This is a genomic window from Rubripirellula obstinata (assembly GCF_001642955.1).
Classification (GTDB): Bacteria; Planctomycetota; Planctomycetia; order Pirellulales; family Pirellulaceae; genus Rubripirellula; species Rubripirellula obstinata.
This window is the reverse complement of the sequence record NZ_LWSK01000024.1, coordinates 12102-37616: the sequence shown is the minus strand read 5'-3', so window position 1 is coordinate 37616 and position 25515 is coordinate 12102. Positions and strand designations below refer to the sequence as shown.

The window sequence follows — 25515 nt, the reverse complement described above, 5'->3', positions numbered from 1 at the left end:
GCCGAACCGAACTAAGGTGCAATCGCCGTCTCAACCGTGGACGCCATCTTACCCGCCGAACGCTCGGCAAGCATACGGGTGCGGCCGGTCATATCGCCGCCAAAATAGGCAGGCGAAATCCAACTGTTCCCCGCAACAGGCACGCTAACAGTCACGGTCACGATTTCAGTCTCGTCATTGATAACGGCGGGGTTCACGGTGACGTTGCCGCTAGAAACACCCATTGCATTAAGGTGATTGATCGCAGCGTCTTCAGCATCACTGGCGTTGGCCCCAACAATCATGGCTCGGCGGGCAGCCAAGTATGACGAATGCTTGACGGCGTGATTGACCAAACTTAGGCGAGCAAATTCGACGGACGCGAACAGGAACAGAATCAAAATTGTGATTGAGATCGCAAATTCAACGGTCGCTGCGCCACGGTTCTTGTTTTGTCGTCGTCGTCGTTGTTGTAATGAAAATTTGCAAGGATTCATGATTGGCAAACTTGGTTTGTATCTATTGAGTCAGCAGGGAGGGCAGGTTGCGTGCGATTTCACGGAACGCTGCGTTCAGTTCGGATGCGTTGGATGCATGGTAATGAGTGCCGCCGGTGAGGTCGGCGATGTCTTGCATCAACAATATGTCGGCTTCATCGCTGAAGCTGACAGTGTAAATCGGGATCGATTTGGCGACGGCTTGGTCAACAGCGGTCAAGGGATCGGTCCCCGTGTTGTGTCGTCCGTCGCTCATCAGCACGATAACTTTGGTTGCCCACTTTCGGTTTCGCAATGTGTCTTCGACTGCCGCGATGCCTTCAAGGATTCCGTCGCCGACGTTCGTCGATGAACCATCAAAGTTTTGGCTCATGTAATCCAACTCGTTTCGAATCGACTGATAGCTTCGCGTCAGCATGACATTGGTGGCGGTGTCTGCGTGGTAACTGCAAAGAGCTGCTTTTTCGATTTTGACGGTGTCGGCCAGTTCATCACAAAATCCTTTGACGGCGACCACCAAATTTAACCACCGGCTATTCGGTGGCACGGGGCCGCTATACCACCAACCGGCTGGTGCGGTCGCCGGCGGCAAGCCAGCTTCGGAATCTTCGTCAGCGGCAAAGTTCATCGAACCACTTCGGTCAACAACGATGGCGACATCCAATGCCATTTGCGTGTGAGTCGCTTTGCAGACGGGGCGGATGTCAGAGTCTTGCCCGTAGACTCCGAATGCCGGTTTCAATGCGGGGCCAGCACCGGCGGCGAACGAATTGGTTGACAGCCGAACTGAATTGCCGACCGTCGCGGGCGTGAAAGTGTAGGGCTGATTGGGAGCCGATCGTGTGCTGACACCAAATTGAAAGTCTGTTGGTGCGAGCGACAGCGTGATGCCTTCAATTGAATTTGCACCCGCAATCGATTGCGCCTCGGCGATCGCTGCTGTTTTGTCTTCGGTCGATGCATACACGCTGCCGGCTGCGCGAGTCGCGGCGTCGGTAACCATCTGTGTTTTCGTATTCACAGCTTGAATGTGCGACAAGTTGATCGCCATCGCCGCTAGAATGAACAGCACGGGTAACATCACCAGCACCGTGACCATCGTGGTTCCACGACGCCTAGACGCAGTGGCAACAAAAAAGGTTGATCCAATGTGGTTGGTGAAGCAGCAGCTAGTTTTTAGATAAGTATTGATTTGCATTTGAATTTCTTTGCATTCATCGATAAGTGATTATCCGATGGATCTATTCGGCCCGCATGACCATCGATTCGGTGAGCGTTTTTCCCTTGTAAAACAATGCGCCGACGAGAGAGTTTTCGCTGCAACCCGCGTTAACGGTGACCGTAAATCGATCGCCGCGATCCATGGTCGCCGGATCATTGCTTAACGCGACCGAGTATCCATTGATTCCACGATCCTGTAACAACAGATTGCATTGGAAGTTTACAATCGCCGCGGTGGAGCCCGGAATCACACCGACTCGAGCACCTTCGTAGGCGACGACCGACAGATCCTGTTTGATCTGAATCATTCGGCAAGCTTCGATTGTGCCCATCAGAATCACGACGATCACGGGAAGACAAATCGCCAATTCAACAACAGCAACACCCGTGCGGCGTTGGTGCGAGAAGTTGGTTCGGTTGCGTTGTTGTCGTCGTGTGAGCTTTATCATTGAACATCATCGATGTTGGTTGCAAGCTGATTACAAACCACGTTTGTTAGCAGAGTCAGCAGTGAGACCTTATGGAAAACCTAGGTTGCATCACGGATTGTCTGCGATCGGTGAAGATCAAAAGTTCACTAATGCGAAGGATCGAAGATGCGAGAATTCCGCTGGTATCGATTAGTCGGATTTCGCACTTTCCGCTTACGATTACAGAGGTTGCCCGCGACCTGCCCGCAGCCGATCCCGCCAGGGTTCAGTCGAGCTTGATCGATCCGCGATCATAACGCTGGTGAATAGTCCCGGCGGGACGGAAGCTCTCTGCCGGGGATGTAAATCCCCGGATGGCAGCGTTCTATCTCACTTTGATGCGGGGCAGCCATCCGGGTGCTCGCGCACCCGGCAGGGAGCTGCCGGCCCTCCGGGCCTAACTCGCAGTAACTGATGCGACGTCCCGAGCGAAAGGCGACTATAAAAAGTCGCATGTTCCTAACATTCACTTTAGCGCTGAAACATCCGCCAAACATTCTGTTGATATCGACGTTTCTGACTGGGTGAATATCGACCGGGGAATCGACTGTCGAACTTGTGCTGTGCCTGAAAGAGAGGATCCTTCAAAGGGTCTTGCATCTCGAAAGTCCCGCGAGCATACGGATCATAAACGTAGCCGTAACCGTAATGAACAATCGGCAGTCCGCGTCGCGATTGAATCGCGGATTGATTGACATGTTGACGATGAGTGTTCTGGGCATCGGCGTAGGACTGCAGCACACCAACCGTCATCGAAACAGTAAGGATCATTCGGAACAACATTCAATCAACTCGCTCGCGAGAATACGGACAACGTTGAAACGTACGCCATCTTGTTCGCCCAAGCCGCAAAGAATGCTCAGCTAGACGAACCTTCGCCATACTTCGCTCCGCAGAATCGTTGCAGGCGTGCCGGATAGATCCGTCGGAATAATCCCGCTTTCTAAAACGCGACTACGAAATTGGCACCAAATAACTTCCCGATTTCCCAACCCGAACGCGTAAGCGATGGATCTCGTTTGACGCGTAAATCCCTCGCTTACGCGTTCGGGTTGGGATTTGGGGGGAATCGAATCTGATGAAGTTATTTCTGGACAATTCCTAGGGAACCAAAACAGGTTTGGTGATGGGCGGTGCGGTTGCGTGGACGCTGGGTTGTTCGGCGGGCCAATCGGGCAGCTCGAATTTCTTCACCACGTTTGCTGTATGTTCTTGATAATGACTCTCCATCTTTTCCAGCAGCGCACCCAAGGTCGGCCAACGTACCGCGGGCGGTTTGTCGTCCAGCGACATGCCATCAAGCAGGTATGCGAATCGCCTGCAAAACTGACTGACTCGCTTAATCTGCCGTGCTTCTTCGGCTCCATCCCAAGTCGGGTGTGCTGGCACGTAATCATCGGGCATCTGGGCCGGGTTTAGATCCATGATTGGAATCATCGGATCGATCGAGTAATAGATTTTGGAAAAGAATTTCAGTTGTCGCCCCATCATGTGTTCCGCGTTCCATCGCGGCGTGTGGGTACCGTTGGAAGGCTTGAAGTTCATCCGATTGGTCGACAATTGCGTTAGGACACGCTGGGAATAGTCGCATGCTGTTTCCATTGCCTGAAAACGTTCGTCGATTTCTTCTGGCATTTCCCAGGCTTTGCTGCTGAGACGAACAATCGATGACTTTTGTTTCTGGTAGTCCTCTTGATGGCGAATCGCCAAAGCGTTGTGCTCAATCGTACGTTGCTTTGCGTTTGGAAAGATCGCTTCGGCGACTTCAGCGAAAGAATCATCATCGATATCTAGCCCACTTAGCAAAATCGATTGTGGTTTAAGAGCCGCAACGAGTGATTGAATGCTCGGCGAAGAAAGATTTTCGGGATCGGTACTTGGAAGGATTAACAGATCAGCGGAAACGACTTCTTCGCTGGAGTAGGCCGATTCACCATCCACCCAACGAGGCGGAACGATCAAAATCGAAATTCCGTCAACCTCAATGAACAGCACGGTCGTTTGATCGACGGGACACAATCGAACGCTTCGCACAGTCACAGCGTTCGGCGGAACGCCTTGCTTCGAAGAAGTCCGCTGCCAAATCGGATGCTCTTCGTTGGCTTTTCGATACAGGTGATGATCACAGGTCTCGCCTGGCAACAGCGTGATGTCGGCGTTCTGATCGGTCAGTCGTTCGCCGGTTTCAGATTGAATCAGCAAACGAAGCCCCGAAAAAGTCTCAATCGTCAACTCTTCGCCCGGCCATCGTTGAATCGCGATTGGATCACCGGTGTTCGCCTTCAGGGTGGCTGTTAACAAGAGTGAAGCGAACAGCGACGACAGAACGATAACGCGAAACATGCAATGGAACCTTGATAGGACATAGGTTGGTATCCAATCGATTCTACACACTGGGCCTGCCAGTTGAAACTGTCACGTTTTTCCGTATTTCGCTCTGCTAAACATGGCCTACTTCCCAGAACTCACCGATTTGGACGGCACTCAGCGATTTGGACGGCAGTCACCGATTAGACGGCTTCGTCAAAACTCCGATCGACATTAGACTTTGTTACAAGACATCTGACCTTGCCTTTTGGACCCAATCGACATGTCATCGGAACCTCCGACGAATCCTCCTGAACCTAATCCGCCTGGGCCGCCATCGGATGACAACCGAGGCAACAATCCAGGCCAGCCGAATCATGCAATCAGAGCTCGAGTGCCGGACCATATCGGTGATGGTTGCTTCAGCACCGGTGCGATCGTGATGACGGGGCCAAGTGAGTTCATTGTGGACTTTCTGCAAACGATCGGGCGACCACATAAGCTTGCCAAACGCGTCGTGATTCCTCATCCCGTGATGCCGCAGTTTATTGAAGCACTCAATACGAACCTGGATCTTTATAAAACTCGATTCGGTGAACCGGTTGCCCCACCGGCGAATCCCCCCGGACAAAACCAAGAACGACGGCCGACTCCGCAGGAAATCTACGACGACCTAAAGATGTCTGATGATGTGTTAAGCGGCGTCTATGCCAACGGAGTCATGATCGGACACGGCGCTAGCGAATTTGGTCTCGATTTCCTGACCAGTTTTTTCCCGCAATCCGCCGTCAGCGCAAGAGTGTTCGTCGCGGCTGGCCAGATTCCGCGTCTGCTTGAATCGCTCAAGGGAGCTGTCAAACAACTCGAACAGCGACGATTGGGATTGCCGCCAACGAAGAACGATGACAATCCCGATCAACTAGGCGATTCGCAAGCACCGGGCTCGGATGATCCTGATGAAGACGAGTCCCAAACTTAGATCTGGCCAGCCGTAAGCAACCCCAGGAATCAACTCATGCTGCCTTTGATGCGAGATCTGCCGCGAGCGGAACTTCCGACTGACGAACCCTTGATTCTGGCAAGCGGTTCGCCGAGACGTGCTGAATTGTTGAAAGCGGCCGGCTACGATTTCGCGGTTCAAGTCGCAAGCGATGAAGCGGAATCGGGAACGGTTCGTGGTGAAACTGCCGCTGCGATGGTCCGCCGCTTTGCATACCGAAAAGCTGCTGACGTGGCGAAGAAATTCGATCGTGGATTGATCGTCGCCGCCGACACCGTCGCGTCTTGCTCAGGACAAATTCTCGGTAAGCCTCGCGATCGCGACCACGCCCAGGCAATGCTTCAAACTCTTTCTGGACGACAACATGATGTCTTCACCGGAATTTGCGTTTGGTCGGTCACGCAGGCAAAGTGCGTCGTTGATGTGGTCGGCACTGAATTAATGATGGACGAGCTGAGCGATGAAATGTTGAGTGGATATTTGGACACCTCGCTTTGGGAGGGCAAGGCAGGCTCATTTGGCTACCAAGACGGAAATGACTGGATTCAAATTCTCAATCAGGGCAGCGAAAGCAACGTTGTTGGACTTCCGATGGAGCGATTCGCGGAATTACTGGAAAATTTTGACTCACTAGCCGAAACCATCAATACCGGTTCAACCGAAACGTCCGACAAATTGATTTGATTCAGTAGCGGCGAATCAGATCTGCCTCTTCCAAGAAGGCGTCAGGAACACAAGCTAAGAAACAGGCCAGCAGTTTGGTTTTTTAGTGTTCCCTGCTATGTTTCGGTTTCTACGGACCAACTAACCGGTATCAACTAACAAATTACTCGCAAACGGTACGCAGGAATGTTGCGATTTCCAAGTTTCAGATTCGCATGCACTCTTTTGATTGCGTTGGGTTTTGTATGCCTGAACTCGACTGCCGCTTCCGCTCAAACCTGGGCGGAAAAAATGTTCAAGGAACGGTCTCACGATTTTCGAATCGTTGGACGTGGAACCAAGAGTGAGTTTCACTTCGAGTTTACCAATCTGTACGAAGAAGACGTGCATGTTTCGGCGGTACGAACGAGCTGTGGTTGCACGACGCCGACGGTGACCAAAGATACCGTCAAAACATACGAAAAGTCGGCAGTGGTGGCGACGTTTAACACCAGCACGTTCATCGGCCAGAAATCTGCCACGCTGACCGTCGTTTTTGATCGGCCGACTTATGCCGAAGTTCAGTTAAAAGTCAGCGGTTTCATTCGCACCGACATCACCTTTGATCCGCCCGAAGTCTCGTTTGGCGAAATGGGGTCTGGTGAATCAGGCGAACGCGAAGTGATCATTACACACACGGGAAATTCCAACTGGGAAATTGTCGATGTACGTAGTCACTGTTCCAATCTGAAAGCTCGTTTGTCACCCGTTCAACGAACGCCCGGAATGGTCCGCTATCGGATGGTCGTCAAAATGGATGACCAAATGGCCGAAGGCGAAATTCGCGAGCGATTGACTTTGATCAGCAACGATCGCAGTTTCCCGACAACCGAAATGGCGATCTCAGGAACCATCCAACCAACCGTTAGCGTTTTTCCCGCGTCCGTCAGCTTGGGAACGACTTCGCGTGATGGCAAAGCCGAAAAGAAATTGGTCGTTCGCGGAAAAGAACCGTTCAAAGTCGCTGATGTCCTCTGTGCCGACAAACGTTTTGAGTTTGAAGTTCCCGTCGGCAGCAAGAAGGTCCACATTGTAAAGATGCGGTACATCGGCGACGGAACCGACAACTCGATCTCGCAAGAGGTCCGAATTGTCACCGATTTGGAAGGCGACAAATCGGCGTCATGCGTGGTGACCGGGACAGTCAAATAACGCCAACGCAATTGCCGGAACTTCGCTCCGATTGTTCCGGCCTACTTCCGGCGATCAAGAATCGGGTGAAGCGAATTGAAAATCGCTTGACCCTAAAACCCGAAACCCGAGTCAGACCCCGTGCGAAGCACCTGCTGGATTGCCGTAACTCGCTGGGGCTCGCTACGGCCTACAATCCGTTCACGAAAACCGTCTATCAAGTAGGCCGTAGCGAGCCCCAGCGAGTTACGGCATCCGCCAAAGTAGATGCCTTGGTTTTACCTTCAAGTATTCATTGGCTAGCGGCGCGGCCAATGCTTGCCGAAGCTATCACGGTTCATTGTCTGATCTTAGATCAGATTCGCGTAGTCATCGATGCGAACCGCAAGCAAACGCCTATGGAGTTAGTGAAAACGCTTCGCGAGGGGACAGACTCGGGTTTCGGGGTTGGGAAAACACTTCGCGTGGGGATCGCGGTAGGAAAACGCTTCGCGAGGGGTCAGACTCGGGTTTCGGGGTTGGGAAAACACTTCGCGTGGGGATCGCGGTAGGGACGGCCAGCGATGGCCGTCCCTACCGCGATCCCCGTACGAAGCACCCCGCCCCCGTGCGAAGCACCCCGCCCCCGTGCGAAGCACCCTGACCGTGCGAAGCACCCTCGGGGCGATGCCCACGCGGTTAAACGGTTTGGAAACCCTTCACGGCGTTGAGCTGTACCCGACTGAACCCTGGCGGGCCCAGCTACGAAAGATTTCGCCAAGTACGGAACTTGTTTCTGGACAGTTCCTAGACGACGACCCGGTCTACATACGGACTTCGTCTAGCTTTTTTTGGTGGTAGCGGTAGGTGCGGACGGCGTCTTTTCCTGCCAATCCAATCACGATCAATAGGCTGATCATCACCAGCAACCAGATCGACATCCACGCGATCGGGTTGCTAATGAATGCGGTCGCCAAAATTAGCAAGCCGCTAAAACCGATCAATCGATTGGTTCGCTTTCGCGAAGCTGACCTGGCGCGGTGATAAACACGATCGAGCTCCGATTCCGATGAACCGTTCTGATCGGTGTGTTCCTCATTTCGCTGTAGCCAAATTGCGAAGCCAATGATTGTCATCGCCAAGACGAGGCTGCCGCCAGTCGAACCATCCATCATGTTGAACCATCCATCATGCAGAGCCTTCCATCATTGCGATAAGATCCATTGATGGACCACCCAAACCACTGCAGCCATCGATTCGCCGCTGCAGTTTTCGGGAATGTCTTTTTCAGTGTGCCAATAAGACGGGGCACCGATGCCAGGTCGAGGGTAATCGAAATCGATCAGGTCAGTCGTGGGGATTTTCGCAATCTGGTTCAGCGGAATGTGGTCATCCGAAATTGTATGGCGAGCGCGTGGCACAAACGCCTGCACGCCCAATCGCTGCGCCGTTTTCCAAATGCTGCGTGTTACGTCGCGAGCATAACGAAGACTGTTTTGTTCGTAGTAAATTCGCAATTCACGGTCGCCGATCATGTCTAGCAGCACGCCGCTTTGATACGGCACCGCCGGAGGATTGGCTTTGTAGTTTTCCGCGAAGAAACCGGACCCTAAAAAGTACTCGTCGCGACCTTGTTGCCAAACAAATTCCTCGGCGTCAAACAGAACAACGTCCACACCAATATCCGCTGGCAACGACGCAAACTGATGCGACATTTCCATCAGCGCGGCGGTTCCACTGGCACCGTCATTGGCACCGATGAAAACGCCCTTGGGGTTGTCGCGATCCTGGTCCGGATAGGGCCGCGTGTCGTAGTGGGCGCAGAGCAAAAAACGTTTTGGCCGATCAGGCCCCCAGGAAGCGATCAAATTTGCCAGCGGAACAGGCGATCCCGTTTCGGGATGTCGTGTTTCCAATCGCTGGAAAGAAACATTGGCACCACGCTGGACAAAAAATTCCTGCAAGTAATCTTGCTGAGCCTTCATCGCTGGACTGCCGGACGGTCTTGGTCCAAATTCACACAGCCGAAGCATGTAACCCATCACACGATCGGGATCATATTGTGATGGAATCGGCTTCAGGGTCGGTGGCTGACCACGCGGGCCGGCTTTTTCAAACCAGCCGCCCATCCAGCCGATAAGCCCGGCCCCGCCGAGGATTAAAACCGTCGCAGCGAATACAAACAGGCTGGATTTCCTGGCCGGCTGTTGCGATGGAAACTGGTTTTCATTTCCAGGTTCGCTTTTCTGCTTCATCGATACAGCCGATTTGGATTGACGTGGGGAATCGCTAACATCCTGTTGATCTCTTTCCTTCGTTGAATTCATTCTGATTCGGTCTCAGTAGTATTGGCTGGATCTTTGTATCTTGCTGGTGGCAATAATTTTGCAGTGTCTCGCAAACTGATTTGCATTTTTTCGGGAACATCGAGTATCGCATTCCCTTTTGCAAACACGCTTATTTTCAATGCGTCCGAAAACGTCATGGCGTCACCCATGCGAACGATGACTGGATTTGTTTCCTGGTCAATCTTACTGCCATCGACGAACATTCCGATACCTGCGTCTTGTTTGCCACCGCTGTCAAATTTGACATTGTCGAGTGAAACGTCACCGCTGCGAATCGCGATGCCGACGTTCGGACTGGAAAGCGTACAGTCGGCCAAAGATGCTTGCAGAGGATTGACCGGTTTATCTTCATCAGCGTCATCTTCCGCAGCGTCCAAATTAATGCAGCCCGTGCGGCATCCCGCAATCGAGCCTCCGGTGACTTCCAGTGATCCAGAAACCATGTCGATTCCAAACGCCGATGCTCCTTCGATTTTGCAGTTTTTGATACTGACCTTCGCAGAACCCGCCACCTGAAAAGCCGAACTGCCAGATTCAAGGATCTCCGCCGATTCGATTTGCAAAGATCCAGAAGAGACAAACGCAGCGACGGTGTAGTCGTTGATTAAACAGCCAGCTTGCACGACAACATCACCACCGATGACTTGGATCGCTTTATTGCCACGCAAAAACTCCGAGTCTTTCAAAACCACTTTCGCACCCTGCAAAGCGGCGACCGAATCAGAGGTGCCGTTGTCGAACTTGCATCCGCTAATCCGCACGGCGGACGCATTGTCTTGGCACCAAACGCCACGTGCGCCAAAGAACTCGCAACCCGCAACCTTGCCTCCGCCACCAATCAACTCAACCCCGGACCCTTGGAACTGACAATCAACCAATTGCACTTCAGCGTGATTTTTGGCTGAGACCGCGATTTTTCGTGAGTCAAAGAACCGACAATTTTGTGCCCCGAAAATCGCGTTGGTGCGAACCTTGACGCAGTTAAAACTGCTGGTGGTCAAATCCACGTCTTGAATGATCAACGTGCCCGCGACGACTTCGACGGCATTAAATTCGTTGGTCATCTTGGTCCCTTTACCAACGATGCTGATTCCACGAAGTGAAACAGTACCCTGTTCACTGTCAACTCGGATCAGTGTGTCGGTATCGTTTCGCAAAATGCATTTGAAATCGTCGCCCGCGGCATGCGGAGGTCCGGTGATCGTAATCGGCTTATCGATCAACAGGGATTCTTTGTAGATACCGGGTTTCAACTGGATAAAACCATCGGGCGGAGCGTCCGCGATTGCGGCGGCAAGTGTCAAATGCGATCCCGTGCTGTCGGCCACGACGACCATCGGGTCGTTTTTTGATCCACTCGGCAGCGGCTTAGGTTCTGGGGCACTAGGTTCTGGGACAGTGGTTTCTGGGGCAGTGGGAATTGGATCAACAATTTCTGTAGGATCGAGTGGCGGCTCATCTACCTCATCGCCGTCTCCGATGACAGCTTCCTCCGCTGGTTTAGATGGTTTCAGTTCCGGGATCACCGATTCGATGTTCGCCGCGGCGGTCAGCGCTGGTTCGGGTTCAGCGAAACCTTTTGCATAAAACAATGCTGCCCCGATCGAGCAGGCAACCAACAATCCGCCCAGCAACATCATCGACAAGCTCTGGCGATGCCCACCGACCGACAGTTCGCTGCTAGAAAACTTGGCGTCGTTGCTGCGGTAACTTTTTCGGGAAAGCGATCCACGCGACAATTGAGAACTCGATCGCGATCGGATCGGCATAAAATCGCTGTCGTCATCGCCGAAACGATCTTCGGTCGATTCGCCGAGGATGTTCTGGTCGCTTAGCCCAACATCAAGCAGGTCATCCAAGGCTTCTGCAAATTCAACCATCGTCGAGTAACGATCCGAAGGCTGTTTGGCACAAGCCTTTGCGAAAACTTGGTTGATTTCGTCTGTCAGAATTTTGGGAGCATACTGCTGCAACGGACGTGGGTCACGTTCGCAGATCTGCTCGGTCAACGACGCTCGGCACTTGCCTCGGAACGGCAACTTTCCCGAGAGCAGCTCGTAATACATGACACCGAAGGCCCACAAGTCCGAACGCGGATCCAAGAAATCAATGCGACCTTTAATCTGTTCAGGCGACATGTAGGGTGGTGTACCGGCGAGTTCCCGGCGCTGCGAAGTTTGCTCGTTCTCTGAAATTGCCAGCCCAAAGTCCGCGATCCAAGCATTGCCTTTTTCATCAATCAGAACATTGTCGGGTTTGAGATCGCGATGAAGAATATCTAGTTGATGAGCCGGAGCCATTGCGATCGCAAGATCACGCATCAACGCGGTGGCACGCGACGGCGAGATCGGACCTTGCTTGAGCACGTCGCGTAGCGAACAGCCGGGGATAAACTTGTGGACGATAAATACCAAGCCCTGATCGGTCGTTCCGATGTGGTAGACCGGGACGATGCCCGAACTTTCGATCTGTGCCGCTTTGGAGGCCTCCGTTTTCAGCTTCTCTTGCCGCGTCGGATCAGAAACCAACGAAACCTTGATCGCGACGTTTCGCTGCAGCTCTTCGTCGTAGCCCAGGTAGACAACCCCGAACGCGCCGCGTCCAAGTTCACGCTTGATCGCAAACTTGCCAACCCGATCTGGCAATGCAGAACCGCTGGTGACTTTGTTGGTTGAATGAACTCGGCCAGGAGTGGTGTGAGGAACGGTGCCATCGCCAGAGACCTGAAGCGTCTGGTCTAAAATTTCTTCACCCGTGTCGATGGTTGGCGTCAAGCCGTCTTTTGACACCGCACCTTCGTCTTCGTCATGCAAGGCTGCCATGATTGTTTCGTAACAATCAGGTTCGTCGATGGAATCGTCAGATTCATCGGGAAGAAGCGAGTCGGATGCTGGTGGAGAGTTCATCGGTTTTTCCGTACGCAGCCTGCGGCCCAGGGATTCCCGAATGTATCCGAGACGGTGAAATGTTGCAAAAGGCGACAGGGCAGCGACCACGCCCATGATTGCACGCAGGCGGTCTGACTGAGACAATTCACGTTTCCAGAATACTCAACCCAAAGATTCCAGCCATGACCGACGAAGATCCCACCGCCGAAACCGCTCCTGAACCGGAACCGCCGTCCAAGGAAGAGCTGCGTTTGGCGATGAAGGCGTTCCGAAAACGTCTCAAACTGATGCGATTAGACGATGAATCAAGCCTGGGTTACGGCCCGATGTCATCTGGACAAAAGTCGAGTGTGGTGGCCATCCGCCCGCCTGACCAATTCCCCAAAGCGGTCTGGAAGGAATTGGCCCGCACCGGAAAAATCAAAAACGACGGTGGCGGATTGTACTCGCTAGTCGGCGACTGATCCCCTCTATTTCGCCCACCATCTGCATCCATGGCCGACCAGCGTATACTCAACGTAGGATTCAACCCTCTTCAGAGTTTTTACGAGGCCAAGGTCAGTGCAGGAAGAACGAGTTGAACTGCGCCGCAGTGACGCAGAGACGCCGAGCCATCATCGGTCCGCAGCTTCGCTTTCCAAAGCGTCGTTAGCGGCAATCTTGCGGTTGTGCGTATTGCTTTTTGCAATGCTGCAAGTCGCTGGAATATCCAAGTTGCATGCCGATCAGCCTGCGGATTCAAAAGCAAAGCCATCCGCTGAGGTCTCACCCGAAGCGATCAATGGGTTCGTCATCGATGTTCCCATTCCGTTGACATCCGATGCCGCGACGTCAATCGTCGAAAAGCTGGTCAGCGCCGGCGAGCAAGCACCCGATGATCGACGTGCCACCGTGGTGATGCGTTACGTGCTTAATGAAGCGGTTGAGGCGGGCAGCAACCAAGACCTCGGTGACGAAACCGAATTCGATGATGCGTTTCGGTTGGCCAGAGCGATGACGGGCGACCAGTTGCGAAAGGTTCGGCTTGTTTCCTGGGTCAATCGCCAAGTCAGCGGTCATTCAGTATTGCCAATCATTGCATCGGATTTGTTGTTGGTAGGACCAGACGCAGTGATCCAAGGTTCTGATTCCAGCGAAGGAGCTTTGGACGACACCGTTGAGCTAAATTACTTGGCGATCGCCAGGCGTCGCGGACTGTTTCCGCCCGCGATCGTTTCGGCGCTAGTGGATCCAGGGTTAGAGCTTGCCGCGATCACCAAAGTCGGTGGCGAAAAGGGTTACGCGTCCGGCCAGGAATTGACCGAGCTGCGCAGAGATGGCGACCTGCTTGGCGAAGAAGTGTGGAGTCTGCCCGGGCAGCCACTACGAATGACCGCCGACCAACTTCGCGACAGCCGAATTGCGTCGTCGAAGGTTGCATCGATGACCGACGTTGCCCAGCGACTTGATCTGGCAGAGATCCTGCCGTTGGGACAAGGTCGCAGCGGAACCGTGACCAAAGCCGTGCTGCTGGAAATCACCGGATCGATCGCGCCCACGCGGACTCGGCGTTGGCAAAGCAATCTGACGTCAACGCTGTCATCTGACGACGTCGATGCCTGGATGATCAGCATCGATTCGATTGGCGGATCACTGGGCAGCAGTGCATCGTTGGCGACTTGGTTCGCGGATCCTCCGCCACCGATTTCGACCATCGCGGGCTTTGTTCGTGGTGAGGCACGTGGCGACGCGGCGCTGATTGCTCTTAGCTGCAAGCCGCTGATCATGAAACCGGAATCCACCATCGGTGGTCAAGGTGCAGCGACGATGCTTGGCGAGGATATCAAACAGTATGACGAGATGATTACTGAGATCGCAAAGAAAACCAATCGCCCCGCGGCACTGATTCGCGGTTTATTGAATCCAGAACTGGAAGTTTATCGTTATACCAATCGCAAAACGGGACGGCTTCGGTACGCGTCGCCGGATGATCTGCAATCCGAGTGGGACGCGAGTGATGACCCGGAATCCGAAGCACAGAAATGGGAACGTGGTCAACGGATTGAGTTGGCAAACGGCTTGTCGGCCGCCGAAGCAATCTCGCTGGGTTTGGCTGATCAGCAAGTCGATTCGCTTGACGCTGCGTCGCGACAAATTGGACTCGCCGGCACGCCGCCACCGGTCGCCGAACGGTCGCTGGTTCGGTTTGTTGAACGGCTTGGACGCAGCACTGGACTTTCGTTCTTGCTGTTGTTCATTGGCTTCGCCGCGTTATCGGCGGAAGCCAATGCGCCCGGATTAAGTCTGCCTGGTTTCGTTGCCATGATTTGCTTTGCAATGTTTTTCTGGATGAAGTTTCTGAACGGAACCGCAGAATGGCTTGAGCTGTTGGCATTATCGCTTGGGTTAATCTGCATTGCGATCGAGTTGTTTGTCGTTCCGGGCTTTGGTGTCTTCGGCGTTGGTGGGCTTTCGCTGACGGTGCTTGGAATTGTGTTGATGAGTCAGACGTTTGTGATTCCGCAAAACGTTTATCAAATTGGTTTGTTCACACGCGGAGTTTGGGGAGCACTGGCGGGGGCGGCCGGAATGATTGGCGGCTTCGTTGTGATGCGATGGTTCTTTCCGTACGTTCCGTTTTTTAGCGGATTGGTCATGGAGGCTCCCGACGCGGTGCGGCTTGAACAAAGCGAGATGCTTGGCGACTACAGCGATTTGATGGGACAGGCCGGTGTTGCAACGACTCCGCTGCGACCATCGGGTAAAGCCCGAATCGGTGACCAGATCGTTCAGGTGGTCAGCGATGGTTCGATGATCGGAACCGGTGAACCGATTCGCGTTTGCGAGGTTCACGCGACCAAAGTGATCGTTGAACTTGATGAATCAAAGTCAAGCTCGCCATGACCATCGCGATCCTATTGCTGGTTGCGTTCTACCTGTTTTTGACCGCCGAGTTTTTCTTGCCCACCGGCGGGTTAATGGGTGTGGCAGCAGCGGCGGCAGTGATCAGTTCAATCGTGATCGCGTTTTCGCACAGCTTTGCATTCGGCTTAACGATGCTTTTTGTCACGTTGATTTCGACACCGATTCTGTTGACCAGCTTGGTGCGAGTTTGGCCTCACACGCCGATCGGTCGGCGAATGCTAAATCGTCGGCCTGGACAAATTGACGACCGCGGCCCAGCCCGACGAACTCGCGGCGGCGTCGCGATCGAAGACCTTGTGGGGCACCGAGGAATCGCCAAAACCAATCTGCTGCCCAGCGGTTTGGTGGTCATCGACGGCCAGAAAACCGACGCGGTCAGCATCGGGATGCCGATCGATGCAGGATCAACCGTCAAGGTCACCGGCGTCGAAGGAGGCCGGGTTCATGTACGTCTTATTTCCGACGAAGAATTGGCTGCAGAGGTGGCTCGGGAATCAAGCGTTCGTTCGCCAGCGGCCCTGGAGGAATCGCTGGAAGATCTGTAGAGACGGTTGAAATCCACGCAAACGCACCGTTTTCAACAGTTTTTTCGTCCCCAATGCTGAATTTACGAGCTGAATTCTCGCTAATAATCTCATCATCGATTAGCCTGGAGCCTGACGCGAGAGTGATCTCTGACAGTACAACATAAAGGGTTGACGTGACTTCCAAGACTTTCTCAGCAGCGTTTCTGTTTCTTTTCGCAGGCATCTTCGTTTGTACCGATGCTGTCGCACAGGAACGGATGAAGTATCCCGATGACAAAAAAACAGCCGACGTCGAGGTCAAGTCAGAGTTCTCGGTGGAGGAATTGACGAAGACCGAGCGAGGTCGCGAGCTGGTGGATCAACTTCGCGTGCTACGAAACGCGGAGGCCACGATGGGCGAGAAGCATCCGCTGTTGCCGAATATCAAAGAACAGATCGAGCAGGTCAAAGGACTTCTCAGGAACCGTGTTGTTGCGAAAAAGATCGCGGACAAAATGGACGACGAAGATGAAGTCAAACAACTTGCAACCGTCTTGCCGGGCATGACTGACGATGACCTGCGAGGCCTCGTGCTTCGCCTGATCGTGCGAGTCAATAGTCTTGAAAAAGAAGTCAAAGCGCTGAAGCGAAGACGCGGCAACGACGCCAGCCAGCCAGAGCCAACGAACGATGATCTGAAAGAAGCAGCGAAGTTGCCTGCGCCGGATTCACCGGACAAAAAAGAAGATGCAGATGACTTGTTTGACGGAAGCCTCTTTGAAGACACCTAAGAGGTTGTTTACAAAACGTAGCTGATCCCGTAAGGGTTCAGTCCACGATCGGGTCAAGCTTGACTGAACCCTGGCCTTGGATCAAATCCCCAAGGCAACTCACGCGGTAAAACGCGTTACGCTCAAGAAGCGAGGGTGGGCAGCATCTTGAAGTCGATCTTTTTTCGGTCAGCCGATGATTCGTTTACTTCGTGCCAGTATTCAACAACCTCGTCGCCTGGACGCCAGCATAAACGAATCGGACGTCGATTTAACATTGCCGGAAAATCAATCGTTCCGTCAAAGGGAACGTGGTGCGAAACTCCAATTGCGGTTAATTCCCCGACACACTGCTGCCACTTCGCCTTCTCCGCCGTCAGCGATTTTTCAACATCGTCGAGTTCTTCGCGATAAGCCGCTTGATCGATGGTGTCGCCAAGTTGGCTGAATCCATCCAGTTGCAACTGTCGGTCATTCATTGAACCGGCAAGACCCAACAAGTCCTTCACGACTCGTCTTACCAGCGGCAGAGTTTTGGTTGCTCGCGCGGGTGTATAGGACAGCATTCTTCCCGATGAGCTTTGCATCACACTGTGCTGCTCGTCACTGCTTTGCTCATCGTTGTGTTGTTCATCGTTGTTTTCGATCGCTCGAACCATGAATCTTACTTTACTCAGTTAAAAAGTTGTTGTGTCTGGTGGGAATTGCTGGCCGATTTCGTGAGCCGCGACGCGTAAGCGGCCGGGCCTGATTGTTCAGCCCGAGGCCTTCCGAGGCAGCCGCCTACCGGTACCGTCTGGAAATCGACTAAACCGACAAGCCGTGCTGCATTAGGTGGGGGGGATGATTGGAGTATTGTGAAATTGCGAATGCCGTCTTTTTCGTCTGATCCTTCGCTTCCGATATTATGACGAACCTCACAACCAAAATGTTCTCTTTGATTGAGTAACAGTACCCCGCAGCTCTGAAAAAAAAATCAAAACGCCAAAAATTCTCGAAAATCTGGGCTGAGAAAGTAAAATCTCAGAAAATCGTTCTTTGGCACGCGATTTTGAGAGCGAAATTGTGGAAACCAATGGTTTGCTAGCTATTTCGGCGGTTCGTTTGAGCCAAATTCGCTGCCGAGGACAGCCAAAATCGGGCGTCGAGGGTCATGAATCGATACTTGTCAAGGCGAGTTTGCTTGACTCTTGTTATTTTTGACCTAGAGTTCAGGAGTTAGGAATCGCGAGCGGCATGGAGTCCGCTTGTGTCAACCGGTCTACGAAGCGGTGTAGTACGGATTTAGAAGTCGCGTCATGTTGGCGAGAGGATCCTGCGAAACATCGGACTGTAGGCAAACACACCCCCCAAAGAAATCTGCGGCCGGTTAATCAAAGGAACGGAAAATGTTAGTTTTATCAAGAAAGAAGAACGAGAGCATCGTCATTAACAACGATATCAAGATCGTTGTGGTGGAGATCCGTGGTGACAAAGTACGCCTAGGCGTCGAAGCCCCACGTGAAGTGCCAGTTCATCGCCGCGAAGTCTACGATGCGATTCAGCGCGCCGCGGCAGAAGAAGGTTCATCGATCGAGTCAGATTCTCCGATTGAATCTTAGGGCGAAAATACGTTCGCCCATTAGCCGACACCGAGGTTGAATCTTCAAAATCGGGAAGCTTTCAATCGGTCCCTTGACGAATCGGCGAACTCTTCGTAAAAAGCTCACTTCAACAACATCAACGAGCCGATGCTCACTTTTGTTGATGGTAGAGACGCGAAGAAACGCTTGGACGGCCCCTTCGTCTAGCGGTCTAGGACACTGCCCTTTCACGGCGGCAACACGGGTTCGAGTCCCGTAGGGGTCATCACTGACAAAAAGCCGACGTCGCTCAATCAAGAGCGACGTCGGCTTTTTTCGTTGAATCACGACTAGATGCCCGCAAGTTGATCCGCCAATGTTTTGTAGGCCGTAGCGTTTTTGTAGGCCGGAACAAGGAGTCTTCGACGCAGTTCCGGCAATCCGCGCCAACACAGCATGCCGGAACAGCGCCGAAGCGGCTCGTTGCCGGCCTACGAAAGTTACGTAGGCCGGAACAAGGAGTCTTCGACGCAGTTCCGGCAATCCACGCCAATACGGCATGCCGGAACAGCGCCGAAGCGGCTCGTTGCCGGCCTACGAAAGTTACGTAGGCCGGAACAAGGAGTCTTCGACGCGGTTCCGGCAATCCGCGCCAACACGGCATGCCGGAACAGCGCCGAAGCGGCTTGTTGCCGGCCTACGGCCGACGAAAGAACCGATTGCCGGATTGCCGTTTGTTGAATCACTTTTTCTTCTTGAGCTGAGCGACGAAGGCATCGACTTGGTCTTCGGTCATCGAAAGTCGAGTGTCAAGCAGCATTCGTTTGAAATGCTCTTGTCCGTCTTTGCGTGAAGGGAAACCGATGTTGTTGCCGGTTTCAAAATGATTGGACGTGGCAAGTTTTTCGCCATCGGAATCCAAGATTGCGTACCAGGGAACGCCGCCGCTCGCATCGCCGCGTAGTTCGGCCATGATTTTTCGAGCCCCGGTGAAGCGATGGTCCATCTTGATCCAAAGGTAATCCGTCTCCCATTGCCGGTTTTCGTTTAGGAAGTTTGACAGCAGGTGACACGGGCCACACCACGTTGCCGTTTCTTGAACAAGCACACGTTTGTTTTCTTGCTTTGCTCGCGCGAGAGCCTCGTCAAGCAGCTTCTTCGCGTCGATGGGTTGGCCGATGTGAGATCGAAGCCACTCGATCACAACGTCTTTGGACAGTTCGTCGTCCTCAAGCAGATTCGTGACAGCGTTGTCTGAGATTAGGGCTCCTTCGGAATCAATCAAGACGATCGAAAAATCGGTGGACGCGTCCGTTGTTTCCACGTTCAATTCATCAAAAAGCTGCTCGACACTGGCGACGTTGTCCGGAGTGTTGGTTGACAAAGCCATGATCAGAAACTCATCCCGAACTTTGCGGAAGTCGCGGTCCTCGTATCGAAGCTGCATGAACCGTCGCAAGCGAGAATCATCGGGCTTGCCGATCACCATCAGCATTTTCTGCTTGTTCAATTTGCAGCGCGGGATCGCTCGCGTGAAACGATCCATCGCTGTTGCGTCCACACCCATCGCTTTGGCAATCCGTTCGTCCAATGTCGGAGGAACGTACGGCTTTCGCGGTGCAGGAATAGTCATCGTTCCCATATCGACTCGCTGGCCTGGATCAATGTTGACACTGTCCAGACTTGGGATGGTCCCGTCAGGTCCGGGTTCCAAATGAAGCTCGTATTCCCAACCAGGGACCAATCCGACCAGTTCAAATCGACCTTCCGAGTCGGTGACCACAGAACCGCCAAACCGATTGCTCCACGTTTGATTGTTTTCGTCGGGGATCCGGATTCCGAATTGAATTTTTATCAGCGCCGCCGGCGTTTCTGAATCGGTTTCGTGCAAGATGCCATACGCGGATCCAGTCGGTTTGAGGTGCATCTCAAGCGTGTTCTCATCGGCGGGTAAAATGGCGACCGCCCCCAGCGACTTATCCGCGCTGACCGCGTGAACGTACGCTGGTTCCCCCAGCCTCTCCACGGCAAACGAACCATCTTCGTCCGAAAGAGCTTCCCAGTCATCGCCATTGAACCGCTGCGAAACGCCTGACAATCGAACGCCAGCAAGCGGCCTGTCTTCTTTGTGCTCACGCACGACGCCAGTCAACTTCACCTTCTTTTGAATCTCAGTGGTGACATCGATGGTCAGTGATTCCTCGCCAGACACCTCAAATTTCTCAGTCTTCTCCTGGCGTGGCGGACGAATGTCGTAGGCACCATCGCCCAAGCGAAACTCGAATCGTCCTTCGTCATCGGTTCGCGCGTTTCTGACCAACATGGGGCGAATGTAGCGACTGGAGTTTTCGGGATTGGCGATCGTGGCTCCCTCGATGGAGTTGAGGTCGTCGCCGTATTGGTAGACGATCACGCGTTCGTTCTGGATCGGATCGCCGGACGGTTCCTCGGTGAGTCGCCCGGTCAAGCGGGTTGGTTTGCGGAGCCGCAGGTCAATCCCGACAACGGGTTCGTCAACATTCACTGCGAAACTCGGGACGGCATCCGTGACCCGTTCGTCGTCAGCCGCCGTGACCATATAGACCTGCTCCGGTGTAACCTGCAGTTTGTAAGTCCCGTCATCGTTCGACGTCGTTTGACCACGCCCATTATCCCAACCATATCCATCGCCGCGGGCCCCCACCGATATTCCACCGGCTGGCTTGCCCTGATCGTCAAACACCGTTCCCTGGATCGTGACCAGTTGATTCAGTGTGACAGTGAATTCGCCCTGATCGACCGCTGGCTCGTAGTTGGCCCGAGTTCGAGTGTATCCTTCGACGTTGGGCCAAATGGTGACGATGGACGTTTGCCACGTCGGCATCCATGCGAATGTTGTTTGCCCTGATGTGTCAGTGACTTGAGAAACGGAGTCTGTGAAGTAGCTCAAATTCAACTCGCGATTGGCCGTCTCTTTTCGCAGTATCCATGGATAGAGACGGACGCCTTTGATCGGCAACCCAGATGAATCAACGACCTTCACCGTGACCGGAACAGCGCCGTCGAGTCGCAGCGTTTCACCGGCAACCGGAAACTCGGGCACAGGAGTCTTGAGGTCGGCTTGTTGGTTTCGGTCGAGCGCGTACACCTGGTAGTCGAACCCAACGTCATCCTTCCAAGCGATGACCGATTGAACACGCTCGGACTCTGGTACGATTAGTTCAAGCCGACCGTTTTCATCCGTGAATTGCCCATCGACCGAGTGCGGGTAGGCTAACTGCAGAACGACCCGAGCACCGACCACCGGATTGCCCTCCGCATCAAGCACCTCAACAGCGCGCGGCTGCCCCGGTTCGACTTGGATTTCGATTTCGGAATTTGCGTTCGTTTCTTCCGACTGGTCGTACCGAAAAAAGCCGACCTCGCGACCATCGTCTGTCGTGGCAACAATTTCCCACTGTCGAAAAGCGATTGGCTTACTCTTAACGCTCACTGAAAAGTCACCCGAAGCATCCGTCGTCGCAGTCGCCTCCGCCATGCCAGAGATTTGCCGATACTGCACCGAAACTTCAGCGCCGGAGACGCCAGCAGATTCCAAGTCGACGACTCGCCCCGTAATAGTGATCGGCTTGATCTGCTCAACCGCCACGTCTTCGCCATCGGCAATCGATGCGGCAACCAATAAAGTCGCAAACCAAACAAAGGCGATTGCGGTTTTGCAGAAAGAGAACGTTCCGTGCATCAATCCAACTCTCATTTAAGGTGGCTCGTCAAACTTGCGGTGAATTGTAACGCAGCCAAGGACAGCGTTCCACAAATGCTACCAAGCGTCACCCCGGCGACCCCAGCTACGACAGATATTTCCGAATAAGGATTATCCGATTCCCGGTAAGGACTAAGAGCTTCTACTGTCCAGAGAACGCAGTCAAACTTTAACTGCCCGCGCGCGTCGCCGGACTTCTGGTAGAAAGCGAAACCGGTCTCCTGTGCCGCGTTGTTTCGTTACCTGCAAGAAGTGTTTGCCAAACGGAAACGCTTCGTCATTGGTTTTCAAAATTCATTGGTTTCACACCAAGTAGCAAGGGCGTCCGCAGGAACTGAGCTTCGTTGTCGGATGCACCCGCCCGCTGGGCCGCTAAATCTTTGGTATTAAGATACTTCTCGCTGAACGCCACCAATCAAACGCGAAGGTCATCGGAAAATTACTGGTAGAAAATTACTGGTAGAAAATTACTGGTAGAAGACGTCGAGGTGTGCGTCCTTTTTTTTCTGTCCGCGAGTTCATTTTCTACCAGTAATTTTCTACCTAAACTCTTCCAAACTTACTGCTCGATGGTGGCGTTCAACGAGAAGTAACGGTATTACCCTAGTATTTAGAAATTCAGAATTTGTTCTGCTTTCAGTCCAATGCGGCGATTCGAATCGTCGGAGGCAACTCGATCAATTTCCGCTGCGGGCTTGCCCCGGCGGGATCAACGAATTTCGCTCGATCGCGCTGGGGTAGCCAAGTCGTTAGCTCCGCCGAGACAAGCCCGCCACGGAGGCCTACGTAAGAGTACGCTTTCGAATAACATCTGCAGTTAGGTAGCTCCCAGTTGCCGCTCCGTCCGGGGCAAGCCCGGCGGAAGCAGTCATCATCGCGATGAGAATGAAACCTACGCAAACGAGAACTGCTGCAATCCTAACTTTTAGCGGCCCACCCGCCCGCTGCCAACCTCGCAATGATGGAGGCGTGGTTTCAGAGGGAAACGACGGTGTTGAATGAAAACGACATCGTCTGATCTTGGAAGCCATGTGAGCCGAATTGCGTGACGCCGTGGAACTTATGCCGCGTGAATCATTTGCGAACCCTTGTCATGTGACGGGAATCCGGCGAGCGCAAACGCTCTGGGCTTCAAACAATGAAAGCAGTTCGCTAGCCTCGTTTGAGGCGTTGTTTCAATCCAAACTGCGTCGGCTTTTTTCGTTGATTCATCTTCGACTAGAAACATCGCAGGCATGTCTTCAAAAATACAACCACCTCTTGGCCCGAATTCAGACAGCCCGATTCCCGAAAGCCCGATTCCGAACAAACTGTTGACGGCTCTTCGTGTGATTGTTTTCTTGCAGTGCATTGGGGTCGCGGGGCGGTATTGGTTTGCTGAGTTTGAGATCGAGAGCGATATTTATGGTCTTTTGTTTTTTGAATGGTCGTGGCCAGAAACCATTGCTCAACGTATCGATGATATCGGAGCGATCGGTTGTCTCGTTGCCGGGATTGTGGTGCTGGTGCCGACGCTGCGTTTGGGTTGGGATAGGATCAGGCAACTTCAGCGGGTGGCGGCCGGTTTTGTTGCGGCTTGGATGTTTTCCATCGCGATCGCGCACATGTTTCGTGGCGGGGTGTTTGCCGAACTTAGCCTGGGCGAACATGTCGTTCGCTACGCAGCGCCGATGGCGTTGGTGATTCTGCTGAGCGTTAAAAAATCGACCGAGCCGGTTCGACTTTGGGTCACACTGTTGATTCTGAAAATGGCGACGGCGGCGACGTTTGCGGTTCACGGATACAAGGCGCTGAAAATCCATGGGCCGTTCGCTGATCTGGTTCTGTTGACCGATTTGAATGGGGCAAACTTTGGAATTGGGCAGGCCACGGTCGAACAAATCTTGTGGATCATTGGGATCGTTGACCTGATCGTCGCCGTTTTGATTCTGTTTCCGCGAATGCGGGCCGTTGCGATCTACATGGTGTTCTGGGGAATGCTGACCGCAGCGAGTAGAATGACGGCGTTGGGTGTGCCCGCTTATCCTGAAACACTGATCCGTTCAGCAAACTGGGGATGCCCCTTGATCTTGGCAATCGCCTACCAATTTTCCTACAAAACGTCTTCGGATACGCTTCACAAATGAATCTATCACACTGCATTTTCAAGTCGTTGTGGCGATCGACTGCCGTTTTATCCGTGCTGTACGTCATCCTGAATTGTTCACCACTTTTTGCCGCAATGACGTTGAAGGGCACTCAACCGGCGCACTGCCGAGTCACCTGGACCGATGACCCCGCGACGACAGCGACAGTTTCCTGGAGCACGCGAGACGCTGGTTCCAAGCATACGCTTCGCTTTCGCATCAAGGGTGCAGCAGGCGACGAAAACGCTCAGGCGGACGAAGGCAATGTGATCGAAGGCACCGCGATGGCGGAAAGCGGGCGTTACACCGGCGGGCAGGCTGAGTTTTATTACCACCATGTCCGCCTAACCGACTTGAAGCCATCGACGCAGTATGAAGTTCAGATGCATAGCGATGGCGATCATTCGCCCTGGTTCTACTTTGAAACCGGGCCAGACCACGATCGTCCGTTCAGCCTGATCAATGGTGGCGATTCGCGAACCGGTCACAAAGATCGGTTAAGAGTCAACGAGATGATTGCGACGATGGTGTCCGATTCGTTTGCAAATGATGACCCGTCAGACGACATTCTTGCGTTTGCTCATGGCGGCGACTACATCGTCAAGGGCTCAAACGTTGCCCAGTGGTTGCGTTGGCTTTCCGATCATGAATCGACCACAGGGAAAGACGGACGGATGTTGCCAATCATTCCCGCGCGAGGCAACCACGACCGCGGCAAACCGTTCAACCAAGTTTTCGGTTTTCCTGACGGCGACAAAAACTACTACGCCGTCAACATCGGACCGCAAGTTCGTTTTGTGACCCTGAACTCTGAAATCAGTGCGGCGGGTGATCAAGCAAAGTGGATCGATAGCGAAATGTTAGCGTCGCGGGCCGAAAATCGATGGCTGCTGGCTCAGTACCATCGCCCAATTTATCCCGCCGTCAAAGCACCAAGTTCGGCATTGAAAGTCTGGGCACCGCTTTTTGAAAAACATGACGTTGATTTGGTCTGCGAAGCGGATGGGCACAACGTCAAACGAACGGTTCCGATACGAAATGGCAAACAAGATCCAACCGGTGTTGTCTACATCGGCGAAGGCGGTTTGGGCGTGCCTCAGCGAACACCGAAAACGGATCGCTGGTATTTGCAATCACCCGGGATGGCTGACAAGGCGCATCACATCTTTGTGTTAACGTTCCAGGAAGATCAGTTGATCGGAAAATGCGTCCTGTTGGATGGAACTGTCCGCGACGAGTTTACGCGTCAGGTACGCAGTCCGGTTTTGGTCGCGAACTAGTGTTTGGATGTTAAGCGGTGCGGGTCGTGCCGGTCACACTGGACATCCGGTTTGAATGCATTTTAAGTACTGGCTTTCGATGAACGCAGCCACCGGGAACGTT

The 25515-nt window shown here is 53.3% G+C and carries 20 protein-coding genes and 1 tRNA gene; 11 read left to right on the top strand and 10 right to left on the bottom strand.

Annotation, left to right across the window (positions count from 1 at the left end):
• Nucleotides 1-11 precede the first annotated feature (11 nt).
• The 5 genes from RC85_RS08975 to RC85_RS08950 form a co-directional block, all read right to left on the bottom strand.
• Nucleotides 12-476 (bottom strand): TadE/TadG family type IV pilus assembly protein, encoded by a 465-nt coding sequence (locus tag RC85_RS08975; protein ID WP_068261390.1) that lies wholly within the window; start codon nt 474-476, stop codon nt 12-14.
• 22 nt (nt 477-498) lie between these two features.
• A complete protein-coding gene (locus tag RC85_RS08970; RefSeq protein WP_084422500.1) occupies nt 499-1674 on the bottom strand; it encodes a vWA domain-containing protein in 1176 nt (391 codons plus the stop codon).
• A 43-nt stretch (nt 1675-1717) separates the two neighbouring features.
• On the bottom strand, nt 1718-2146 hold the full coding sequence (locus RC85_RS08965; protein ID WP_068261383.1) for a TadE family protein: 429 nt from the start codon (nt 2144-2146) through the stop codon (nt 1718-1720).
• 492 nt (nt 2147-2638) lie between these two features.
• Nucleotides 2639-2938, bottom strand: coding sequence for a hypothetical protein (locus RC85_RS08955; RefSeq protein WP_149752643.1), 300 nt, complete (start codon nt 2936-2938; stop codon nt 2639-2641).
• A gap of 330 nt (nt 2939-3268) precedes the next feature.
• Entirely contained in the window at nt 3269-4510 is a 1242-nt protein-coding gene (locus RC85_RS08950) for a DinB family protein (protein ID WP_068261375.1), read from the bottom strand.
• Between the two features lie 247 nt (nt 4511-4757).
• Between RC85_RS08950 and RC85_RS08945 the strand changes: the two genes are divergently transcribed.
• From RC85_RS08945 to RC85_RS08935, 3 genes are all read left to right on the top strand, one after another.
• A complete protein-coding gene (locus RC85_RS08945) occupies nt 4758-5453 on the top strand; it encodes a DUF3467 domain-containing protein (RefSeq protein ID WP_084422499.1) in 696 nt (231 codons plus the stop codon).
• Between the two features lie 48 nt (nt 5454-5501).
• Nucleotides 5502-6158: a Maf family protein gene (locus RC85_RS08940; RefSeq protein ID WP_068261449.1), complete on the top strand. Its 657-nt coding sequence runs from the start codon at nt 5502-5504 to the stop codon at nt 6156-6158.
• Nucleotides 6159-6428: 270 nt separating this feature from the next.
• Nucleotides 6429-7328 carry a DUF1573 domain-containing protein gene (locus tag RC85_RS08935; RefSeq protein ID WP_068261446.1) on the top strand — a complete coding sequence of 300 codons (900 nt, stop codon included), beginning with the start codon at nt 6429-6431 and terminating at the stop codon, nt 7326-7328.
• Between the two features lie 782 nt (nt 7329-8110).
• Here the strand turns inward: RC85_RS08935 and RC85_RS08925 are convergent.
• From RC85_RS08925 to RC85_RS08915, 3 genes are all read right to left on the bottom strand, one after another.
• Nucleotides 8111-8458, bottom strand: coding sequence for a hypothetical protein (locus RC85_RS08925; RefSeq protein ID WP_068261370.1), 348 nt, complete (start codon nt 8456-8458; stop codon nt 8111-8113).
• A gap of 33 nt (nt 8459-8491) precedes the next feature.
• On the bottom strand, nt 8492-9415 hold the full coding sequence (locus RC85_RS08920; protein ID WP_068261443.1) for a M28 family peptidase: 924 nt from the start codon (nt 9413-9415) through the stop codon (nt 8492-8494).
• Nucleotides 9416-9609: 194 nt separating this feature from the next.
• Entirely contained in the window at nt 9610-12540 is a 2931-nt protein-coding gene (locus tag RC85_RS08915) for a protein kinase domain-containing protein (RefSeq protein ID WP_160148074.1), read from the bottom strand.
• A 164-nt stretch (nt 12541-12704) separates the two neighbouring features.
• Between RC85_RS08915 and RC85_RS08910 the strand changes: the two genes are divergently transcribed.
• The 4 genes from RC85_RS08910 to RC85_RS08895 all read left to right on the top strand — a co-directional run bounded on the left by RC85_RS08910 (nt 12705) and on the right by RC85_RS08895 (nt 16723).
• Nucleotides 12705-12986, top strand: a complete 282-nt coding sequence (locus tag RC85_RS08910) for a hypothetical protein (RefSeq protein ID WP_068261364.1) — start codon at nt 12705-12707, stop codon at nt 12984-12986.
• A 97-nt stretch (nt 12987-13083) separates the two neighbouring features.
• Complete coding sequence (locus RC85_RS08905; RefSeq protein WP_084422498.1) at nt 13084-15405, top strand: NfeD family protein; 2322 nt, start codon at nt 13084-13086, stop codon at nt 15403-15405.
• Nucleotides 15402-15971, top strand: a complete 570-nt coding sequence (locus RC85_RS08900) for an NfeD family protein (RefSeq protein ID WP_068261361.1) — start codon at nt 15402-15404, stop codon at nt 15969-15971. Before RC85_RS08905 ends, RC85_RS08900 begins: the two co-directional genes overlap by 4 nt.
• Before the next feature lie 155 nt (nt 15972-16126).
• Nucleotides 16127-16723 (top strand): hypothetical protein, encoded by a 597-nt coding sequence (locus tag RC85_RS08895; RefSeq protein WP_149752640.1) that lies wholly within the window; start codon nt 16127-16129, stop codon nt 16721-16723.
• A 122-nt stretch (nt 16724-16845) separates the two neighbouring features.
• Here RC85_RS08895 and RC85_RS08890 read toward each other — a convergent pair whose 3' ends face one another.
• Nucleotides 16846-17361, bottom strand: coding sequence for a DUF2203 domain-containing protein (locus RC85_RS08890; protein WP_068261355.1), 516 nt, complete (start codon nt 17359-17361; stop codon nt 16846-16848).
• Between the two features lie 729 nt (nt 17362-18090).
• Between RC85_RS08890 and csrA the strand changes: the two genes are divergently transcribed.
• Nucleotides 18091-18303 (top strand): carbon storage regulator CsrA, encoded by a 213-nt coding sequence (gene csrA / locus RC85_RS08885; RefSeq protein ID WP_068261350.1) that lies wholly within the window; start codon nt 18091-18093, stop codon nt 18301-18303.
• A gap of 174 nt (nt 18304-18477) precedes the next feature.
• A tRNA-Glu gene (locus RC85_RS08880) sits at nt 18478-18550 on the top strand.
• Between the two features lie 456 nt (nt 18551-19006).
• Here the strand turns inward: RC85_RS08880 and RC85_RS08870 are convergent.
• Nucleotides 19007-22000 carry a thioredoxin family protein gene (locus RC85_RS08870; protein ID WP_084422497.1) on the bottom strand — a complete coding sequence of 998 codons (2994 nt, stop codon included), beginning with the start codon at nt 21998-22000 and terminating at the stop codon, nt 19007-19009.
• A 1241-nt stretch (nt 22001-23241) separates the two neighbouring features.
• On the opposite strand from RC85_RS08870, the gene RC85_RS08865 reads away from it, so the two are divergent.
• Both RC85_RS08865 and RC85_RS08860 read left to right on the top strand, forming a co-directional pair.
• A complete protein-coding gene (locus RC85_RS08865) occupies nt 23242-24132 on the top strand; it encodes a hypothetical protein (protein WP_068261344.1) in 891 nt (296 codons plus the stop codon).
• A complete protein-coding gene (locus RC85_RS08860; protein WP_235033201.1) occupies nt 24129-25412 on the top strand; it encodes a purple acid phosphatase family protein in 1284 nt (427 codons plus the stop codon). The genes RC85_RS08865 and RC85_RS08860 overlap by 4 nt, the downstream gene beginning before the upstream one ends.
• The last annotated feature ends 103 nt before the right edge of the window (nt 25413-25515 follow it).